Origin of the sequence: Sulfobacillus thermosulfidooxidans DSM 9293, from assembly GCF_900176145.1 — a bacterium.
Classification (GTDB): Bacteria; Bacillota; Sulfobacillia; order Sulfobacillales; family Sulfobacillaceae; genus Sulfobacillus; species Sulfobacillus thermosulfidooxidans.
In genome coordinates this window covers 284,875-305,727 of sequence record NZ_FWWY01000001.1, presented here as the reverse complement: position 1 = coordinate 305,727, position 20,853 = coordinate 284,875, and the positions used below count along the sequence as shown (strand labels likewise).

Sequence of the window (20,853 nt, the reverse complement as noted above, 5' to 3'; positions counted from 1 at the left end):
TGCAGTGAATTTTTCAGGACAATAAATTTGTCGGGGGGTGACGTGGGCGCATGTCGACGGTGTTGTTAGTCGTCATTGGACTCATTACCGGGGCTCTAACCGGGTTTGGGGGCGGTAGTGCGGTGGTGATTGTGGTGCCGGCACTGACCCAGTTTCTTCACATTCCGTTTCGTATGGCAGTGGGTACATCCTTAACAGTCGATGTGTTGACCTCGGCCCTGGTCTCTTTTGGCTACGCGAAATCAGGCAATATTCAATTGAAACGAGGTTGGATATTTCTTATCACGGCAATTTTGGGACCACAGATTGGCATTTGGCTCTCCCACCGGATGCCGACTCAGTGGCTTGGCTTATTCTTTGCGGTGACCATGATTTTATTTGGTACCAACTTTATCTATCATGCGGTGAGAAATATTCCGATGGTATCTGGGTCTGCCTCTCATGATCCGACCTGGAAATCGACAGCCGGCGTCGTGCTTTTGGGACTCATTATTGGGATTATCACGGGATTACTGGGAGCGAGTGGTGGAGTGATGTACCTATTGGCTTTGGTCTATGGCCTGCGTTATACCATTAGACCAGCTGTGGGAACTTCGGTCATTATCATGGCCATTTCGGCCCTCAGCGGGGCTGTGGGGTACAGTTTGCACCATGAAGTTTATTGGACCGCAGTCCTCATTGTTGGTCTGATTTCCATGGTGGTAGGTTACCTGGTGGCTCGCATGGTGCCGCGTCTGCCAGAACGCATTCAAGCGGGTGGCATCGGAACCTTGTTATTCGTGATTGGACTCACGATGTTACCGCAGGTGGTGTGATCAAAGCTGGTAAGATTATGCTGTATGCGAAACGGAGCATAGGGAGCCCAAACTCCATAATTATGATGGAAAGATGGAAAATGTCCAAGATAGTCTTGTTGACCGAGCCCGCTATCTTGGACATTTTTTTGCGTGCCAATAAGCTTTTAATGGCCGGGAGCGACTTCCCAGATCCCATATAAGCCCACATCGTTATCGGATAAATCAGGGCAGAGATAGGTATAAACGCCTGGTTGGTCCACAGTAAAGTGAATAGTTTCTTGATGATGGGGAGCAATATGAGTAATTTCTGCGCCTGGGAATGCGGGAGGGGCGGATGCCGCTATCTCGGGATGGGCAAATGGGGGCGTCTCTTTAATTAATTTCCAGCCATGTGGGTGAAGCTCATCCTGGTTTTGAATGGTCATGGTCACTTCGGCTCCCAAAGGCGTAATGATGCGGGGGTCGTCGAGTCCTCCAATATGAAAGCGGGCATCTTCAAAGGCGTTAGACAACGCGGCCACCTGCATATTGACGGATTTGGTCTGAAAGATAATGCGGCTTTCATCTCGGTCAACACTGGCATCTGGTGGTGCTTCAGTGGCAAAATCGGCATGGTCTATATCGGAAGCCAGGCGGTTTTCTAATTCGTTATCCATCATGAGACTCCTTTACCTTGTAATTTATGCCGTTATTATGGCGAAAATCCTGTGGAGCCATGCAAGCAAATTTGCCGCCAGGAGTGAAGGCATCACCCCTTGAAACCAAAAAATTTGGTACACTTAAGTAGATCAGTCGATGATGCGAGACATTGACCAGATTTAGACATCATGACAGATCATCCCTAATTTCTTTCCACACACGAACACAAATACCGATCATTGAGGCGGCTAATACAATGCTGTTGGCATTTTGGCATGGTTTTGTGCTGGCCGTGGCGTTAATTTTGCCTATTGGCCCGCAAAATTCGTTTGTATTAAACCAAGGGGCGCGTTCATCCTTTTCCCGGGTGTTACCGACGATCATCACTGCGGCTTTGTCTGACACGCTGTTAATTATTTTAGCCGTGGTGGGAATCGCCAATCTTGTCGTCCATTTACGGTTGTTTCGGGTCCTTTTAGCGTTGACGGGGACGATTTTTCTTTTTGGTATGGGACTTCATAGTTGGCGGGACACGGTAGACGACAATCATGAAGGCTCCGACATTCCGTGGAGAACTCAGGTTCGCCACTCTCTTTCCGTATCGCTCTTAAATCCGCATGCGGTCATGGATACCGTTGTGATTTTAGGCGGGCAAGCCAGCTTATATGGAGAAGAAACGGTCCGCTGGGCTTTTAGCCTGGGAGCGATTTTGGTGTCATGGTTTTGGTTCATAGGATTAGCACTATTTGGACGTGTGCTCGTTTCCCACAACAGGCAGAGTATTCGCCCCTTGTTAAGTAAGATTTCAGCCCTACTAATGTGGTTAATCGCGGTGCAAACCTTATGGCAACTTGCTCGGGAATGGCTGCTGTAAGGAACAGAGGTGACGGAATGGTTTATTGATGTAATATTTGCGCGGTATTGGACAAAACTCTGTTTTCGTTTTGGTTAAACCATGTTATCTTTTTAAGAGAAATACCGTAAAACATAACAAAATTTAGGGGGGATAACGGTATGTCGTCAGAAGTGTTGTCTTCCCCGTCGCAACCGGATCCGTGGCGTCATTATCCACGAGGCGGCCTTGATGAATTTTTTGATGCCCATGGCAATATTCGGCCCTTATACCGTGTCTTCCTCCCCTTATTGCAGGGACGTCTTAATCAATGGGATCGGCGCAAACAAATAGCGGATCAAATTTTTCATCATCGAGGAGTCACTTTTGCGCTGGGATCCAGCGCTGAACGCATTGAGCGGCCCATCCCGTTTGACATTGTTCCTCGCATTCTGTCCCATGCACATTGGCAACATTTGGAACGGGGACTGGCCCAGAGGCTTGTTGCCTTAAACTTGTTAGTCGGCGACATTTATGGTGACCAAAGGATTTTACAAGCGGGGGTCATCCCTCGGGACTTCGTGTACTCGAGCCCTTTATTGCAACCCCGGATGATGGGGGTCGAAGTGCCGCAAAACCGGTGGGTATCTGTGGCGGGAATTGACATTGTGCGCAGTGGTGAAGATGAATATGTTGTGCTCGAAGACAATGTCCGCAGCCCTTCTGGTGTCAGCTATGTTCTCGAAAACCGTTTGGTTTCCTCATCGATTTGGCCGCAAGTGATGCGCTCAGTGAGTATGCACTCGATTGTGGAATATCCCCAGCGATTATTGGATACGTTGCTGGGTCTTTCCCCGGGGACGTGGGTGGTTCTCACACCTGGAGTCTATAATAGTGCCTATTTTGAACATTCGTTGTTAGCTAGCCAAATGGGTATTGATTTGGTTGAGGGTCGGGACTTAGTGGTGTACCGCAACCGTATTCATGTGAAAACGACTCAGGGTTTGACACCGATTGATGGTATTTATCGCCGGGTTGATGAAGATTTTCTTGATCCCCTGGTATTTCGTGCTGACTCCCTAATTGGGGTGCCGGGCTTAGGCAATGTCCTCATGCATGGCGCATTAGCCTTAGTCAATGCTGTGGGCTGCGGCATCGCCGATGATAAAGGGATGTACCGCTTTATTCCCGATGCAATCCGCTATTATTTGGGAGAAGAACCCATCCTCTCCAATATTCCCACGTATTTACCGGTTTTTGAGAAAGAACGCGATTATATTTTTAGCCATTGGGATGAGTTGGTTTTCAAACCCGTCGCCGAGTCGGGAGGAAAGGGTTTAGCGTTTGGACGGGACATGTCCATGCCAGAGCGGGAACAGTGGAAAGAGATGATTTGTCGCCAGCCTCGTCAATTTATTGCGCAGCCCGTAATTACCTTTTCGACGGCCCCGGTTTATCATCAAGGTCATTTTGAGGCACGCTATGTGGATTTTCGACCTTTTTGCCTGCTCGGCAACGATCCATGGATTTTACCAGGAGGGTTGACGCGGGTGTCGGGAAGTTCCCAGTCGCTCGTCGTCAATTCATCACAAGGAGGCGCCATTAAGGATACTTGGGTTCTTCGGGAGTGAACTTAAAAATGCTAAGTCGTGTCGCGGATGATGTGTATTGGATGGCGCGTTATGTTGAACGCGCACAAAATTTCTCGCGGATTTTAGCTATTCGCAAGACGCAAAGTGCCCAAATGATTACGCGGGACCGGTGGGAGGATTTTCTTCTGGTATTTGGGGATCCCCATGCAGGCGATGTGGACGATCCTTCATCGATTTTACGGCATGTGATTTGTGATGCATCCTGTCCGATCTCCTTGTGCACGAATATTAAAATGGCCCGGGATAATGCGCGGATGGCCCGGGACATGGTGAGCCCGGAAATGTGGCAAACGTTAACGCGGATGCAAAATACGGTGAGTGGTCAGGTCCAAGATATTGACGATGAATCCTGGGAAGATCTTCTTTCTCAGGTGACGATGGATGCACTGACCTTTCAATCACTATTGGTATCGACGATTTTACAAGATGAAGCTTATCATTTCATGATGATTGGCACCATGTTAGAACGCGCTCTTTCAACTTTACGGCTTTTGCTATCCTACTTCGGTACCCTAAGCCTTTGGGATAATGAACCGTTATATGCGGTCAATGCATTAAAAAGTGTAACGGGTTATGGAGCCTTCCGCCGTGCCTACCGAAAGCAGCTGCAAGCGCCTGACGTTATCCAATTTCTCTTATTTGAACCGGCTTTTCCCCGTTCGGTTGTGTCCGCGGCAGCCCATTTATTACGGGAACTGCAGGCCTTGCCAGAACCCGGAGGTATGCCTCGCTTTTTGGCGGGCCGCCTTTTTGCGCAATTATCCTACGATACGATGGATTTGGTGATGGAGGCGACACCAGAAGTCTATGTGCGGCGGCTCATTACCCAGTTTGAGCAAATTCATGACGGACTGATGATCCGATATTTCCAACCTGAGGTGCACGAAGTATGAATATCGTTCTGCGGCATGATACGATTTACCGGTATAAAGAACCTATTTTTAGTTTGGCCTCGGAACTGCACTTGCGCCCGTTAAACAACGCGCGGCAAATTGTGGAGTCTTTTCAAATTATGACGATGCCATCAACCCATCTGTACGATTATATCGACCGGTTTGGTAATACCGTCCATCATTTTACGATTCCGCGGCATTTGAAGACGGTTGAAATTAGTGCGGTATCGCGCGTCATTACGATGGATCAACCCTTTGTGTACCGCATTCCCACCGGCTTTTTAGGGTATGAAAGTCTCACTCCGACCATGCGGACGACGATCGACGAAGAGACGAAAGCGTGGATTCGTGAGGTGGATCATCCCGAGTTACCGATATTAGAGCGAGTGCACGCGTTGACGCAGGCTACGCACCAATATTTTACCTATGAAGCAGGAGTGACCACCGTACTGGATACGGCCAAGGACTTTATGCGTCTCAAGCGCGGTGTATGCCAGGATTTTGCGCATTTTCTTATTAGTGTCTGCCGCTACCTTCAGATCCCGACTCTCTATGTGAGCGGCTACCTCATTCCCGAAAATGAAGCGCCTACTGCTAGCCATGCCTGGGTTGCTGTCTATACCGGAGAGTTTCGCTCTAAACAATGGACAGGTTTTGATCCCGTCTCCGGAACTTTTACCAATGACCGGTATATTTGGCTCGCCTTAGGGCGTGACTATGGGGATGTTACGCCGGTTCGGGGAGTGTATTGGGGAACGCGTGATGAGGATCTGCAGGTGAATATCCAAATTGAAGAATGATGTCGAGTCATAATTCACCTGTCTCTTTGGATTGTCTAAAGAAGGAGATAGGCACAAGATTAAGCCCAGACAACGCGTCTTTTGATACGCTAGACGCGTTGTGGTGGCCCGATGATGGGGATTCGTCAGAATGATTGCTTGGTTATGATGGTTTTGTTGTAGGAGTCAAATACAGCACGTGATCTCCACTTGCAACAACGGGATCCCGTTCAACCCCTAAAATCACTTCAGAATTATGGACCAGGCCCAAGAGGATGCCCGAAAATTCACGGCGGAGCTGGCTTAGTGGAAGACCCACCCAGTTGTCCGCTACGGGATCTTCACTGAGTCGGTAGCGATCGGAACCCAAAATACTCAGGAGCAAATCGGCGGCGTGAGGAGTTTCCAAACTTTTGGCGATGGTTTGTCCCATGAGATTGTCGGTGGCGACGGTATATTCGACGCCGAGATCTTTTAAGGCTTGGGCCACTTTAGTGCTTTGCGTCATCGCCATAATGGGCAGTGCCGGAGCTAAATGGCGAAGAGCAATAGCCGTGAGCAAAACTTCGCCATCCGTGTTTCCCGCGATGAGGGCTTTTTTAGCCTTATGTGGCGCAGATTTTTCGACAACATGGGTATTGGTCGCATCGCCAGCCATGAGCTGCACCTCTTGCGGAATGAGACTGGAGTCAACGTCGGCAACCAGTAAAATGCTGCGATGAGCTTGTACCAAATCTGGCAGCAAATTGGCGACGGTCGGACTGTACCCGTAAATCACCAGATCATGACCATGTGTCCAATTGTGTTCCAAACCTAGTAACCTCCTAATGTGAAGTGAGGCTAAACCGGCTGCCCAGGCTGCAAAAACCGCGCCCATTAGGGGGATTGTGGTTAACATGACCCCCATAGCGATAAGACGGCCAGCCGTATTGTGCGGAATAACATCACCATAACCGACCGTGGTCGCGGTCGTGACAGCCCAATAAAGTGCGGTGAAAAACGTGGTGTGTTCGGCGGATGCAAACAAACCCGCTCCAATAAATAACGTGAGAAGCGCGAGGATGAACAAGAAAAGAATTTGATGCCGTCGAATCTTCTGCCAAAGCACAATAAAAATCGTCACACCATATCCTCCCTCATTCGATTATAGTGTACGATTAGCGGGAAAAGGCTGACCTGCAGTATCTCTAACCGAAAAAAATTGCGTCATATGTATACCCTATACGGTTTTCAGAGGATGTGAACCATTATGATGTACAATCCACCCGAATTTCAAATCGCCAGTCGCGAGCGCCTTATCGAGATGATTAAGACCTATCCCTTGGGCCAACTCATTTCGCATCAGGATGGTGAAATCCGCATTTCCTATATCCCCTTTCTTTATCAAGCTTCTCAACAAGGCGGGGAAGGCTTCCTCATCGGGCATATGGCTCGGGCCAATTCGCAGTGGCGGGGAATGGATCAAAAGCCGGTAGTGGTTTCGTTTTTAGGTCCTCATGCCTATATTTCGCCTACGTACTATCAAGAAGACTATAGTGTGCCAACATGGAATTATGTAGCTGTCCAGGTGCACGGCATTTGCCGAATCATTCAAGATTTTGAGGAAACTGTGAGCATTGTGGCTATGTTGCTCGATGCCTTTGAACCCGGCCAGCATGCCCTGTGGTCTCAAAATTTACGGGAATCACCCTACCGCCAAATGTTGTCGCAGATTGTGGGAATATCGATTCAGATTCAAAAAATGGAAGGAAAGGCTAAACTCGGACAAAATCGTTCCCGGACTAGCCGTGTGAATGCCATTGGTGCCCTATTAGCCCAGAGGGATTGTGGAGATCACACACTCGCACAGTTAATGCGGCAGGCATTGGATGTAGAGGAGAAAGGGAATTCAAGCCATTAAGGGGAAGGACGGCAAGGAGGGAAAGGAGGGAAAGGACAGCATTAATCGGTGCCGAGGGTAAAGGGACTAGGGGGTACATCATAGCGGCGGATGACAAGATAGGCGAGAAATAGAAAAACGAGTGGTATGAACCCCATAAGAAGGCGAAAGCCATCTTGAACAGCAATCGGCGCGACGCCCGTGGGATTTGGCTTAAATCCGGTACTGTGCAGCACAATATACAACAATACCGCTTGAATGGAGACGCCTAAGCGGAGAATAAAGCCGTTAATCCCATAAAAGAGCCCTTCGCGCCTGATCTTGCCCTCATGGGCATCCCAATCGATGACTTCGGCCATGAGCACATCAGCTAAAACGAGAAAACCTCCTAATCCTGCACCCAGCACGACCGCGCCACCAAAGATTCCCGGCAGATTCCCAAGCAATAGAAACGGGAGCAGGCCCACCGCCAATAATCCAATGGTCCAGCGAATTCCTTGATGAGATCCGATCCGTTCGATAATGTGGGTCCAGGGCACGATACAGAAGAGAGCGATAACAAAAATGCTGGCCAAAAGGATGGAGAGGATTCCGTGGCTCATGTGCAGAACATATTTAGCATAAAACGGTAACACTGCGGGGACTAGGCCTAGCGTTAACTGAATGAGAAAGTTCATCAAGAGGAAACGACGAAATCCTTTAAATTCTTTCAGCACATTCCAGCTTTGAATGAGGGAAAAGCGTGCGGATGAAGAGGGCGTATGCGGGCGTTCGTGGCTGCCATGAAGAGATAAGAGAAAGCCCAAGGTGCCGATACCCGATAAGATGGCGATTCCGCCCCCCAAATTTGGACATTTGCGATCTCTTTCACGCGGATACGCATTGGAACATCATATCAGCCCTACGGGCTGGGACTGGGGGACAGGGGCCAGGGCGTCACCTCGCCCCTGTCCCCCAGTGCAAAAGTCGCTAGCTTTTCTACACTTTGACGGGCATCCAGGTCGCTTGCCCTCCAGCGAGTCGTTTTCGCATCGTCGCCGGGGACCAAAATTCTCAGCTCCCATGCAGCCGATCTGGGTTATAAAAGGCTATCCATCGCATTATCGCCGCATAGGCCTCGCCATATGTGCCAAATTCTTGAGTCAGACACTCGCGCTCCCACGGAGCATGCCACGATTCAATCAAGGCGTTTTTATTCGGCGTTGCCACGGGAATGCGTTCATGTTCCAGACCATAGGCGGCACAATCCATTTCGAATGCCTCGGCGATAAACTGGGGGCCATTGTCCGTTTATCCTGATATCAGGATAAACGGACTTATCCCGATCTCGGAATTATCCTGATCCGGTTCCGCGCTTCCCAACTGGTAAGGGTTTCCGGATGTTCGGGTCGGCATAATTCCAGCTAGCCAAGAGCTTGAACGACGAGGACTTTGGGTTGACTACGGCGAGATCTGGTCGTTCCACCACCATCGAACCTATATCCTCGAGTCCATTGGCTTGGGAATTATGCCGAATGATGAGACCGTTTCACCGCAACCGTAGGCGATTCCCGCGAGGTGATCGGCATAATTCCGAGATCGGAATAAGTCCGTCTGTAGAACGGGAGGCCTCTGCCATTCCGATTGACGTGGGATTACCGCGTTTTGTGGGGTCCGGACAACATCCGTAGCCTGACAATGAAGCCCCATGTGGTCAGCAATAATCATGCGGTCACACACATCGATCATCGCTTGGCGAGATAAAAACCGATCCTCGCCCACAATATACACAGAGGTCATGTCCGTTTGCCCGAGTGGATTGGGAGCCGTAATGATGTGGTTCCGCGCCAGCCGGCGCGGATGCCGGATGCGGCGTTTTCGCTGAGGCCATAATCAGGGTCCCTGTCGGAGGAGCCGATACACCTTTTTGACACGAATCTGTAGATGATAGCGTCGTCGCAAGACCCATGTGATTTTATGATACCCATAGGCCGCATTCTCCGTGGTCAGAATATCGGTCATCCCGTCCATCATCGGGCCATCGGTGATTTTCTGGCCATTTTGTGTGACGCTGTGCCCTCGCGGAGGTCGTCCCGGCGCCTGATGGCGCCGATCCGGTTCAGGATGGCGTTGGCGATGACGCCACGCATAAAAGGTGGCCCGTGAAAGGCGAATCGTCGCACACCATCGGCGAAGGGACACCTGGGGAGCGCGGTGATGCCAGTCTATCACGTGTTCACACCATGCTGTCACGGACGGATCCCTTTTTTGCAGCAGATCTTGAAGCATGGCCATCGGCCGATCGTTTTCCCCGAGCTATTTCTTTAAGCGTTCATTTTCGTCCACCAGGTTCATGAGATCGTCGGAATGGTGGGCCTCCTTCACTGCCTCACGCACCCCACGACGCACCATCGACGGGCTGAGCAGATGACGACGGCCGACTCATGACGCATTTTTGCGTGTCTTGAACTTTTTGAACAATCTGTGACTTGAATCCGGGTGAATCAATCGGTGTGACTCATCGTGCACATTCTCTCCTCTGAACTGATAATAATCCTACCAGGAGTGATCGCGATTGTCTCGTCTTCGTAAGGGGCTTAAAAGGCAACGCAAAAGAAAATCGGAGAGGCTTGAGACCTCTCCGAGCTCTCTAGGTCCGAATCGTGAGTTCGGTCTGCCATGTGGACCATCCTGCCACGGGACATGGCAGAGCCATTGTGAAAAGAATCCGGGCCTGGGCCGACTGTTGATGATCGACGAAGGATAGAACCGTCATGGAGGTCCGAGGCATGTCTTGGGCCAATACCGATTGAAACTGTATGCGTGCTAAACCGGGAGTGTGAGGATAACTTTGTACCGCGGCTTGCAGGGCATTTTGCGCATCCTCCACGAGTTGTTGCTGAGCGAGAATCATGGCTGAGAGGTTAACAAAGGGTGGCAAAACACTGACCACCAGTAAAAGCCAAAACAGGGTCCAAATAAAAATGTTACCACCACGATTGTGAACCACTGGGAATCCCCGTTTCTTGAACCGCACTGCGTGTTGATGAAATGATGGGTGTCGTGGGCCAAAAAGTGGACCGAAATGGTAACGAGACCGTCACGACGTCTAATGACCCCCGCTGCGTATAGGCGGTCCATGCGACGTGCGAAGAATATCCTTCCGCTTGGAGGACTTGATCGATGGCATTCCGAGCGAGGAGGAGATTGCCTGTGGATGCCCATGTGCTGACACCCACTTGAGCAGCTTGGCCGGCCGCATAGCTTTCCTGCACCCATAAAAAGATGCTAATACTGCCCATCATCACGGTGAGGAAAATGGGTAAAACTAAGAGGAGTTCGATAAAGCTATTCCCGGCAATATGGGGGGCAGGGATGTGGGTTAGGGAATGGCATTGAGATTGCTGGTGATTTGGTTGAAAGCGCCAACTAATGCATTGCGTAGGGCTTCGATCGGGAGTATCATGGCGAGGACTACACTCATCGCGTCGTAGATGAATATCTTTTCAGACTCATGCGGGTGCAGCGAAACGCTAATAGGGGGGTGGACCGACATGGGCACATGTCTGGGCCGCGCGGGATCCAGTGACTGAACGGTGGGTACCGGCATGGGGAAAGGTTTATGGGGTATTTGTGCATCATGTTTTGCCACAGGGAGCGAAGGATTGCGTGGTGGTCTGAATCGCCATGACGCGGTGTGCTGCAGAAAGGGGAATTGTACCCAGTACGGTGTCGAGCTCGATCCATAAGAAGAACTCCGATGGCCCTCATGTCCCCTTGGAGATCGAACATTCAGGGAGCTATTTTACCTACTACAGTTTCCCATTGTACTCTACCTGCATTTATTAACATGCAAGGATTAATCAAGCTGCCATTTCAAATCCTTAGTAAAGTGTTCCGGTGAAAGGACTATGTTCAAGTCCTTAAGTATTAACAAGAGGAGGAACACGCGTAAACGTTTTGTTAAGTGGATCAATTCCTTGCCTTGAGCGGCCCTTACGGTAAGTTCCTGGGTATAATGGGTCAAATAGTTGCGTGTGTCAATAACTTTTTCGATAAACCTTGTTTCACCGTAGTTTGAAACAATAGCTTCTGTTTCCGATTGGGTTATGATAGTAAATAATTTCTTGAACCGTGTGCGTAGGGAGTATTCATTTCCATACTTGATCCTTGTCTTAAGACTATCCTTGTGAGGTTGTTTAAGTGAGACGGGAAGTTGTGATAACCACGAGGCTATAACACGTGTGTAAGCATCATCGTCCATATACTTCTTCTCGGGGTATTTTCGCCGATGATAACCTTCTAGCGCTTGTATTATCGCCAAAAAATTAAACTCAGAGAATTGTGATCCGAAAAGGGTTGCTGTGTATAAGCCGATGACAGGTCGATAGACGTTGAGATTATCAAACCACGTTGGAACAATAGTCGATGCACAAGCCATGAAATCACAAAACGGAACGACAAAAGAACTAGGATGTACATCATCTAAAATCTTTTTGGGTATCGTCGAGGAATATACGGTTAGAGACTGTGCATTTTTCAACTTAATTTCAACATATACAGGATAAACTGCGAGACCAAACAAAACCGTCAGCAAATTAGCCATATCAAAAACTGTTTGTAACAGCTCGTCGTACTTATGACCCTGATCGAAAGAGAACTGGATCGTCCACTCCAGCATTTTTGTCCATGTGGTTAAACTGGTTGATATTGATTGGGTGCGGCAAATTTCGATGTGGGCGCCAAGTGTTGAACTATAACCGCAGTTAATGCTAAGAATATTAGCCAATGATGACGATGGGGAAATAGGTTGTCGAATCCATTGCTCAACATAAGTATAGTGGACAGAAATAACGTTAAATACAATATCGGACGATATATGATCTCCAATTACGACATACTTAGTGGCATAACTAGCGGAGATAATGATGTCTTGTTGACTAAATCCGGTGTGTTTGTTTGGATACGTCAAATCAAATAGCGTGATCCGTTCACCGTTTTGGCTGAGACCATGTAAAACGTCGAATTTATCACACAAGTCATGATCTGCCCATAATTCTGTTCTAATTATGGCATCGTGCTTAAAGATGACTGTGCCAAACCATTTTATCTTAGGATTCGTAGGCATCCACCATAATCCGGAAATCTCGAAATCATTTATTAGAGTTCGGTCGATAATTGAATTCATCGATGTTTCCTTTCACCCCAAGGTTAAAAACTTGTGTGATTGTCTGGGTGGTACATAATTTTAATTCGTGCAAGACGTCTTCTATCTGCTTTCTGCCTCGTGCCGAATGACGACATTTGTAAGAAAAAGCTTAGGCCACTGCAGCGCTTTGGCCTCATCCGGAAGGACGATCTAAACGAATGTGGACGTCGCGATAGTGCTACTATTATTGACGTGTCGTCCCTGCCAGCGTCTTAAGACATTATGAGTGGGAAACGTTGTGAGTACTGATAATATCAATGTAGCACATTATGACACCATTTTGCTTTACGACGGACAATCCTCATCGTAAGATGATTACAGTCTGCACAAACGATGGGAATATTGGGTAACTTGTTTGAAATGTGAACGCCAAAATGGGCGTTTTACTTGCGGACTTTCGCGGAACAATCTGAAGTTGAATGTCGCAAGCCAACGCCATTTCAACACGCAGTCGTTAGCCAGCGGCTTAGTAGCTATTCGGTGCAGGAGACGCGGGCGCTCCCTCGAAAGGGGTCTCCACCATCTCTCAGGGTACCCCTACAGGGCAGCTCAGAGGAGCTGGCGTGATATTTCAGAATGAGTACGATCAAGCCCCAATAATGTGCACAATAATCGTGAGGAAAGGTTGAAGCTATGAGCAAGGAAACCCAGTTTTTTGATGCTTTGCGGAATGTCTTTATTGGCGAGCAAGTTGAAGGGGAGTCGGGTTTTGTCAATCTTATGCACATCAAATCGCTTTACTATGAGAGAGGAGTTTTCCCCCGTCTTCAGGAGGATATCAACCGGGCTTTGGAACGCTTCCCCGAGTTTCGAGAAGAGTTTTTTGACCGCTTGTACACCTTCTTCCGTCGTTACTTCTCGGAGTCGGGGTCGATCTATTTCCGGTTTACTCCACCGCATGAACACGTCTACGAGCAGGTCTATACGGACGAACGGGACGTGACCCTGTTTTGGAAGACGCACATGCTCTACTACGTGAAGACGGATCGCCTTTTTCGTAGCATGGTAGTAGAAATTGATGGGTTTAAGTTCTTCTTTGACGTTTCTTCTTTAGAGAACAAAAGGTCCAATGAAAAACGCACGCTCGTATACGACTTCAAGGAACGGCGCGACGATGCCACGCTTGTGTTTACGGTGACCTACTCAGAACGAGGTCGGCAGACGAATATTGATGGTGTTCGCCGCGCGATCAAGAATGCCCTGCATCTAAACCAATACACCGCCGCCATACCATCAGCAGAGATCTTAAAGCGGGCGTTTCGTGTCTTTGAGCGTCAAAGCGAGGTGGACTACTTCATCAACAAAAACGCGCGCCAGTTCCTGCGCGATCAGTTTAATCTGTGGCTATATCAATACGTCTTCGAGCCCGAACAGCGTCAGGGCACCGTTTGGACGGAACAGCGCGTTCGGCAGCTGCAGATTCTCAAGGAGATCGCCTACAAAATCATCGACTTTATAGCTCAGTTTGAGGACGAGCTGGTCCGCATCTGGAACAAGCCCAAGTTTGTGCTCGGCAGCCACTACGTGATAACCCTGGACCGCATCGCGGCACAGGACAGGGGAGTAGCAGTGCTGGAACGTCTTCTCATCCACCCCGGCATGGAGTCTCAGGTACGAGAGTGGCAGGAATTGGGCATGGTTGGGGAGGACTTTTCGCCGAAGGAGGTGTGGTTGGAGGAACTTAAGGGCAAGCATCTTCACGAGCGCTATCAGTATTTACCCATAGATACCAAGCACTTCCCAGATCTGGAAGGACTCATTCTGGCGCTCTTCAACCACCTAGACCAGGAGCTGGACGGATGGCTTGTGCACAGCGAAAACTACCAAGCGCTGAACACGATGCTTCCGAAGTTTCGGGGGCGGGTAGATTTTAACTATATTGATCCACCATACAACACTCAGTACAGCGAGATCGCTTATGTGAATCACTACAAGCACGCTTCGTGGTTAACGCTGATGGAAAACCGACTGGTTGTAAGCAGGAATTGGTTGGGTTCACAAGCAATATATTGCATTTCAATCGATGATGTAGAAACTGCGAAACTAAACCAACTACTGGAACTAGTGTTCAATGGTTGGGAGAAGAGCTTCGTGACTGTAGTGCATAACCAAAGGGGGCAGCAAAGTAAAAATTTTTCTGTTGTGCATGAGTATCTTTACTTTCTATACCCCGATAATGAGCGCAAATACATTAGTGACCGTCCAAGAGAAACCTCCGATTTTAGGAATCTTCGTGATTCAGGGAGTGAATCCCATAGGGAAGATGCCGCTAACTGTTTTTATCCTATTCTTGTGAAAGGTAATAAGATTATCGGATTTGGAGATATACCACCGGATGATTTCCATCCACCGGCAGCAAACGAAGAGAAAAATGACGTTATCTACGTTTGGCCTATAGATTCAAATGGTAAAGAACGCAAATGGCGCTATGCTAGACAATCTATTGAAACAGTGGCTGACAAGCTAGAGGCGGTAATTACATCCAAAGGAGTACAAATTTATTTGTCTAAAGAACTTCAAATGGCACGAACTGTGTGGTATGGTAGCCATTTTGATGCTAGTGAATACGGGACAAAAGTTCTTAAGGAGATCCTCGGCGAGCGTATCGCTGAGGAGTTCAAATATCCTAAATCAATCGGCCTTATGGAAGAAACCCTTCAGCACTCTGAGTTGCTTCAGAAAGGCACCGGGCTTGTTCTCGACTTCTTTGCCGGCTCCGGCACCACCGCCCACGCTGTCATCAACCTGAATCGGGAGGATGGCGGCCAGCGCAAGTACATCCTAATAGAGATGGCCGACTACTTTCACACGGCCCTTCTCCCGCGCATCAAAAAGGTGGTCTTCTCGGACCAGTGGAAAGATGGCAAGGCTCAAGATGGCGGCAAGGGCATCAGTCACTTCTTCAAGTATTTTCGCGTGGAGCAGTACGAAGACGTCCTGCGCAAAGCCCGCTATGGGGATGACGATGTGCCTCTCTTTTTTCAGGACCCCTACACTCAGTATGTCTTCTTACGAGACTCCAAGATGCTGGACAACGCGGAAACGGGCGACCGAATTATGGAGATGAATCCAGCAAACGACGAAATCCGTGTAGACCTTTCCAAACTTTATCCTGACGTGGACTTGGCCGAGACGCTCTCGTGTCTGACGGGGAAGTGGATTCGACGCATCCATCCATTAGATGAGGATCCCACAAAGGCGGGTGTGGTTGAGTTCGAAGACGGTACCAGTATAGACTTGCAGAATCCCCCCTGGCAATTCGTTAAACCGCTAATTTGGTGGGGGGAGTAGTCATATGCGCACACTGCAGGACATTCTAACCGATCTCTCCTTTTTCGATCTCCCCCCAGCCTGGCAAGATTACGACCTGGCCACGTTTTCCCCTACCATGCGCTTGTGGGACTACCAACAGGAAGCGCTGCAGTTTGCCCTCCGTGCTCTATGGAAGTATTACGGAGACGTGCGCGATTTGAAGTCCGGGGAGTCCCGTGCCACCAACGAAGAACGCAAGGCGCGCTTTTGGCAGTGGTACCATGACAATGGCTTGGCGGAGGACCTAAGCATCTCTCTTCAGAGGCAGAAGCCGGATGTGCGTGCTCTACTGAAACGATACTACCCCAGCGAAGGCGACCGGATTCCTTATTGGCCGTTCATCAACCGGATGAGCTTTTGGATGGCCACAGGCAGTGGGAAGAGTCTCGTGCTTATCAAGCTGATCGAACTTTTGTGGCGCCTTATGCGTCGGAACGAGATCCCAGCGTATCCCATCTTGGTCCTCACCGCTCGTGACGATCTAATGAAACAACTCCAAGACCATGTAGCCGAATTCAACGCCAGCCGCGCAGACTTCCGCATCGTCCTAGAAAGCCTCAAGGCCTATCCCGATCGCGAACATAGCCTCTTGCCGATCATCGGCGGGAGGGAGATGACCGTTTTCTTCTACCGTGCGGACAACCTTAGCGACGAACAAAAAGAACGCATCATTGATTACCGCAATTACGAGAATGGCGGTCACTGGTACGTGTTGTTGGATGAGGCACACAAGGGAGACCGAGAGGACTCCAAACGTCAGCACATCTACAGCATCCTCACCCGTCATGGCTTCTTGTTCAATTTCTCGGCCACCTTCACCGATCTGCGTGACGTGCTCACCACGGTCTTCAATTTCAACCTTGCGGAATTTATTCGGACCGGCTACGGCAAGCACATCACGATCCTTCAGCAGGAAAATCGTGCCTTTCGGGACACGGAAGACTACACGGGAGCGGAGAAACAGCGGGTCGTTCTCAAGGCTCTACTCATGCTAGCTTATGCGCGCAAAGCACAGGAATCACTACCATCCGAATTGTCGGCCTACCATCGGCCGCTTATGCTGACGCTGGCTCATTCCGTCAATACAGACGATGCCGATCTCAAACTCTTCTTCCGTGAGCTTGAGCGTATTGGTCAAGGGAATATCGATCAGGCGGTGTGGCAACAGGCTCATGAGGAACTACGGTGTGAACTGATGGAGGGTCAGGACTGGCTCTTTGAGAATGACCGCTTTCAATTCGATCAACGGTTGTTCGAATCCCTCACACAAGCCGAGTTGCTTCGTCTGGTTTACAATGCGACTGCGCCTGGAAAGATTGATGTGCTCTTGCATCCGACCAATTCCCAAGAGATGGCCTTCAAGCTCAAAAGCGCTAGTCAGCCCTTTGCCCTGATCAAGATTGGTAACATCTCCGAGTGGTTAAAGGAGGAGCTGGACGGCTATGAGATCATCGAAAGTTACCAGGACGATAAGTTCTTCAATCGCTTGAACGCGAACGATTCGGTCATTAACATCCTGATGGGATCGCGGGCCTTCTATGAAGGTTGGGACTCTAATCGTCCCAATGTGATCACCTATATCAACATCGGCGCGGGAGGTGACGCAAAAAAATTCGTTCTACAGTCAATCGGACGAGGAGTGCGTATTGAGCCATTGCCTGGCTATCGTCGGCGTTTACGAGTGCTCTACAACGCTAAAGACATAGATGAAAACACTTTTCATGCAGTGCGTGGGCCATCCGCCATACTGGAGACCCTTTGCATCTTCGGTACTAATCGCCGTGCCCTCCAAACCGTCATGCAAGAGTTGGATCACGAACGGAACCAAATCGCCGAACACGAAATTGCACTAGCGGTGAACCATGAGGCTGTGGATGGACGACCTCTTCTCATTCCTGTCTACCGAGAAGTCGATCACACCGTATTGGAGGGGCGCAAGCCCCGCAAATTTGAGATCACGAAAGACGAACTGACCTTACTTTGCCAATATGTGGCCCACCTTGATGACCCACGTGTCTTAATTTGTCACTACAGTGTTTTACCGTCGGATGTTACCATCCTGACCCGGTGTCTGGCCAATCCTCCAGAGTATTTCAATACTCATTCGGGGCGCCGCTATGGACGGCTAGACATCCTGCTTCCTCGCCTATTGGCCTATTTCAGGGTCATTCCACAAGAAGTCGATAGGCTCAAGCCTGTGGAGGACGAAATCAACCATTTCCGGCATATCAAGGTCTTCTTAGAAGATGTTTCTGAACTGAACATGAAAATTAGCCGAGTGATCGAAGAACCTCGCCGGATAGCGGAACTCCAGGCCCGGTTCGACGCTGGACAAATTAGCTTTGCGGAGGCGTTACACGACTATTCGGCAATCCGCAGTGATGAAACGCTTAGTCACAATGGCCAGATGATTCATATCAAGCAGATAGCTCGTCACTATTACCTGCCCTTGCTTGTCTCGGAGAGCGAGCGTATTGATTGGATCCTCCATACGATTCGACATCCTAGCGAAGTGGCCTTTCTTCGGGATCTAGAGGAGTATCTTAAGAAATCCGATAATGCCTTCGCTGATCTAGATTGGTGGGCTTTTAGTAAGATCGACGAGAACCTCGATGGAGTCTACATCCCGTATTATGATCCGCAAAGCAACCGTATCCGACGATTCCTACCCGACTTCGTCTTCTGGCTGCAAAAAGGTGATAGGTATGCCATTGTTTTTGTCGATCCCAAGGGAATGCGGCAGGCCGATTATCAATACAAGGTAGATGGATTCCGAGATCTCTTCCGGGACGGGGAAAGAGAACCTGATGTCTTCATTTACAAGGATCTCGTCGTGTGTGTACATCTGTTGCTTTACACGGAGGATGCCAATCGTGCGCCAATAGAGTATCAAGAACACTGGTTCGACCATCTGGATAAAATCGGTCAAATCATCAATTGTTGCGATGATCCACCCAATCAGACGTAACAAAAAGGTGCTTATCATTGAGGGACTTAAGGAACGGAAAACAGATGAAGATTATGGGGGAGGAACAGGGCCCGTGCAAGACGGATCGGTAGGGGCTGTCCTCGGATTCTGTCTGCATCATGCTACCGAGCGTTAAGCCGCACGGAGTCGCAAATGGCCACGCTGTACTTATCATATTAAGCGTTGAACCGTATTTTCAGGGTGGAGTTGTAGTTCCGCTGGATAATCCGGAGAGCAATATCGGTCGACAAAGATGCGGCGGCATCACACTGGGAATGGTTAGCCGATTCCATGACTCTTGTGTACAATAAGTTTGTGATCCTGCGGATTTCGGCGCATCTCTTTCAGCCTATCAGATTAAAGGGGAGGCAGTGCAATGGGGATGGGCCATTACCAGGTTCAAACGGCCAACGCCAGCGGGATTGTGGACGATCTGAGCGTCGGAGTCCGGGAAACATCCGGAATCCGCGCCAGAACATCGTGCTCTGTGGGCGGCAGTGCAAATAACGGTGAAGATTCATCGCATTTTGGTCGATGTGTCATCTGTTCAGGATGACAACTCAGAAAAAGGTAACTCAGGAGGAAACCTGTCATGCCACAAGTCACACTACAGCTTCAACACAGAGACAGCACTTTTCCGCTCCAAATCACGATAGAGCCTGATCATGTGAGAGGTCAACGCAGCGTAGGGGGGCGGGCGCTGATTGTTCCGTTTCAGTACGAGTTTTTGCCGCAATCCACCATGAGGGTCTCCAACCTTCAAAGCCTTGCGTACCAGTGTCGTCTTTTGGGAATTCAAGCTCGGTTAACTTGGCGTGGTGGTCGCGGATCTCGAGAAGGATGGGTTCCCATGACATTGGTGGGTTATAACGATGGGATACGTCTTGAGCTGGACGATGCGACCGTTGAATGGATCGAACAATGGCGTGAAGGCAATCCGATTTCTCTCAATGTTCAGCTTGGTGCGCTTTGTTTGATTCCGGATTTGTCTCATCCGCAACCGAATTCTGACCGCCATTCCCCAGGTGCGGAAACCTATCAGTATTCCCTGATCACGATCGACTACCGTCCTGATGAAACGAGCATCACGCTTGATCGGGAGCGATGGTTGGAAATCTTACGGGGGATGGAGTGGGGTGACACGCGTCTCGTCGAACTTCCTCCCAGCGATATTCCTAATCCGTCAGGCGTTCCTTGGCAGGAGGTTGCGAGGCAGCTACAACAGGCTACGTCGGAATACCGGCAAGGAGAATTCGAAAAAACAATCAACACGGTTCGTATAGCGGTTGAGGGTGTTGCGACAGAGCTGGCGCGTCATTGGGGCCTCAAACCATGGTCGGAGAGCAAAAAGCGTTTTGACGATTGGACTAAAGAACTTGGGGGACGGCTTACCCAGGCATGGCCCTCGGATCCCAATTCAGCCCGTTTGTTAGCGACGTTGTTTGCGACGACATGGCACTGGGCGTCAGACCCTCATCACTATAATGCCAAGACAACACGCCGTCGGGAGGCTAAATTTGCGTTACAGTTACTAACCGACCTGCTAGAATTTGTACCGCATCTTGTTTCGGTGCATCCTGAACCCAGTGCCTTCAATAAAGATGATCAAACCGAGGATGAACACGAGCCGGGGAGTGCGGAGACAAAAAGCGATGGATAAGAGCTGTCTAAAAAGCACTAGTGAGGCTCCGTCGAGAAGTACATAGATCAATGCGGCTATGAACATGGGCCAGAAGCACTTCTCTTGAAAAGCATGCGCTCGCATCTTCGTCCGATTGATTTCGAGGTCAGAGCGTCCTCTATGAAGCGCCAAATCATCGTGATAGATAATCATAGACAATCGATACGCTTGTTCCGTTGTAGATGGGAGTCAACATCGCTAAGGGGTGCGCAGCAAATGATAAAGCAACCCTA

General features: G+C 49.4%; 17 protein-coding genes. 9 read left to right on the top strand and 8 right to left on the bottom strand.

The annotated features are described in order from the left end of the window. Positions 1-50: 50 nt before the first annotated feature. Positions 51-815, top strand: coding sequence for a sulfite exporter TauE/SafE family protein (locus B8987_RS01695; protein ID WP_020376205.1), 765 nt, complete (start codon positions 51-53; stop codon positions 813-815). Positions 816-961: 146 nt separating this feature from the next. On the opposite strand, the gene B8987_RS01690 is transcribed toward B8987_RS01695, so the two are convergent. Then, complete coding sequence (locus B8987_RS01690; RefSeq protein ID WP_139793453.1) at positions 962-1,456, bottom strand: cupredoxin domain-containing protein; 495 nt, start codon at positions 1,454-1,456, stop codon at positions 962-964. A 236-nt stretch (positions 1,457-1,692) separates the two neighbouring features. Here B8987_RS01690 and B8987_RS01685 point away from each other — a divergent pair, with 236 nt between their 5' ends. The 4 genes from B8987_RS01685 to B8987_RS01670 all read left to right on the top strand — a co-directional run bounded on the left by B8987_RS01685 (position 1,693) and on the right by B8987_RS01670 (position 5,613). Next, positions 1,693-2,310, top strand: coding sequence for a LysE/ArgO family amino acid transporter (locus B8987_RS01685; RefSeq protein ID WP_020376203.1), 618 nt, complete (start codon positions 1,693-1,695; stop codon positions 2,308-2,310). A 140-nt stretch (positions 2,311-2,450) separates the two neighbouring features. Continuing rightward, positions 2,451-3,899 (top strand): circularly permuted type 2 ATP-grasp protein, encoded by a 1,449-nt coding sequence (locus B8987_RS01680; protein WP_020376202.1) that lies wholly within the window; start codon positions 2,451-2,453, stop codon positions 3,897-3,899. 8 nt (positions 3,900-3,907) lie between these two features. Beyond that, positions 3,908-4,813, top strand: coding sequence for an alpha-E domain-containing protein (locus B8987_RS01675; protein ID WP_139793452.1), 906 nt, complete (start codon positions 3,908-3,910; stop codon positions 4,811-4,813). Continuing rightward, positions 4,810-5,613 carry a transglutaminase family protein gene (locus B8987_RS01670; RefSeq protein ID WP_020376200.1) on the top strand — a complete coding sequence of 268 codons (804 nt, stop codon included), beginning with the start codon at positions 4,810-4,812 and terminating at the stop codon, positions 5,611-5,613. Before B8987_RS01675 ends, B8987_RS01670 begins: the two co-directional genes overlap by 4 nt. Before the next feature lie 142 nt (positions 5,614-5,755). Here the strand turns inward: B8987_RS01670 and B8987_RS01665 are convergent, their stop codons facing one another. Further along, positions 5,756-6,715 (bottom strand): potassium channel family protein, encoded by a 960-nt coding sequence (locus B8987_RS01665; RefSeq protein ID WP_020376199.1) that lies wholly within the window; start codon positions 6,713-6,715, stop codon positions 5,756-5,758. Positions 6,716-6,841: 126 nt separating this feature from the next. Here B8987_RS01665 and B8987_RS01660 point away from each other — a divergent pair, with 126 nt between their 5' ends. Beyond that, complete coding sequence (locus tag B8987_RS01660) at positions 6,842-7,492, top strand: FMN-binding negative transcriptional regulator (protein ID WP_020376198.1); 651 nt, start codon at positions 6,842-6,844, stop codon at positions 7,490-7,492. A gap of 41 nt (positions 7,493-7,533) precedes the next feature. Here B8987_RS01660 and B8987_RS01655 read toward each other — a convergent pair whose 3' ends face one another. The 6 genes from B8987_RS01655 to B8987_RS01630 all read right to left on the bottom strand — a co-directional run bounded on the left by B8987_RS01655 (position 7,534) and on the right by B8987_RS01630 (position 12,638). Next, on the bottom strand, positions 7,534-8,316 hold the full coding sequence (locus B8987_RS01655) for an MFS transporter (protein ID WP_084660839.1): 783 nt from the start codon (positions 8,314-8,316) through the stop codon (positions 7,534-7,536). 208 nt (positions 8,317-8,524) lie between these two features. Beyond that, the gene (locus tag B8987_RS19910) at positions 8,525-8,722 is read right to left on the bottom strand and encodes an integrase core domain-containing protein (protein WP_084660838.1); all 198 of its coding nucleotides are present in this window, start codon (positions 8,720-8,722) and stop codon (positions 8,525-8,527) included. Between the two features lie 621 nt (positions 8,723-9,343). Then, positions 9,344-9,703: a hypothetical protein gene (locus tag B8987_RS19285; protein ID WP_139793451.1), complete on the bottom strand. Its 360-nt coding sequence runs from the start codon at positions 9,701-9,703 to the stop codon at positions 9,344-9,346. 397 nt (positions 9,704-10,100) lie between these two features. After that, positions 10,101-10,460, bottom strand: a complete 360-nt coding sequence (locus B8987_RS01640; protein WP_084660837.1) for a hypothetical protein — start codon at positions 10,458-10,460, stop codon at positions 10,101-10,103. After that, positions 10,438-10,725: a hypothetical protein gene (locus tag B8987_RS19560; protein WP_176213135.1), complete on the bottom strand. Its 288-nt coding sequence runs from the start codon at positions 10,723-10,725 to the stop codon at positions 10,438-10,440. The genes B8987_RS01640 and B8987_RS19560 overlap by 23 nt, the downstream gene beginning before the upstream one ends. 584 nt (positions 10,726-11,309) lie before the next feature. Then, on the bottom strand, positions 11,310-12,638 hold the full coding sequence (locus tag B8987_RS01630) for a HEPN domain-containing protein (RefSeq protein WP_084660835.1): 1,329 nt from the start codon (positions 12,636-12,638) through the stop codon (positions 11,310-11,312). A 654-nt stretch (positions 12,639-13,292) separates the two neighbouring features. Here B8987_RS01630 and B8987_RS01625 point away from each other — a divergent pair. The 3 genes from B8987_RS01625 (at position 13,293) to B8987_RS01610 (ending at position 20,599) form a co-directional block, all read left to right on the top strand. Next, a complete protein-coding gene (locus B8987_RS01625; protein WP_084660834.1) occupies positions 13,293-15,950 on the top strand; it encodes a DNA methyltransferase in 2,658 nt (885 codons plus the stop codon). Between the two features lie 4 nt (positions 15,951-15,954). After that, positions 15,955-18,939 (top strand): DEAD/DEAH box helicase family protein, encoded by a 2,985-nt coding sequence (locus B8987_RS01620; RefSeq protein WP_084660833.1) that lies wholly within the window; start codon positions 15,955-15,957, stop codon positions 18,937-18,939. A gap of 592 nt (positions 18,940-19,531) precedes the next feature. Continuing rightward, the gene (locus tag B8987_RS01610; protein ID WP_084660831.1) at positions 19,532-20,599 is read left to right on the top strand and encodes a hypothetical protein; all 1,068 of its coding nucleotides are present in this window, start codon (positions 19,532-19,534) and stop codon (positions 20,597-20,599) included. The last annotated feature ends 254 nt before the right edge of the window (positions 20,600-20,853 follow it).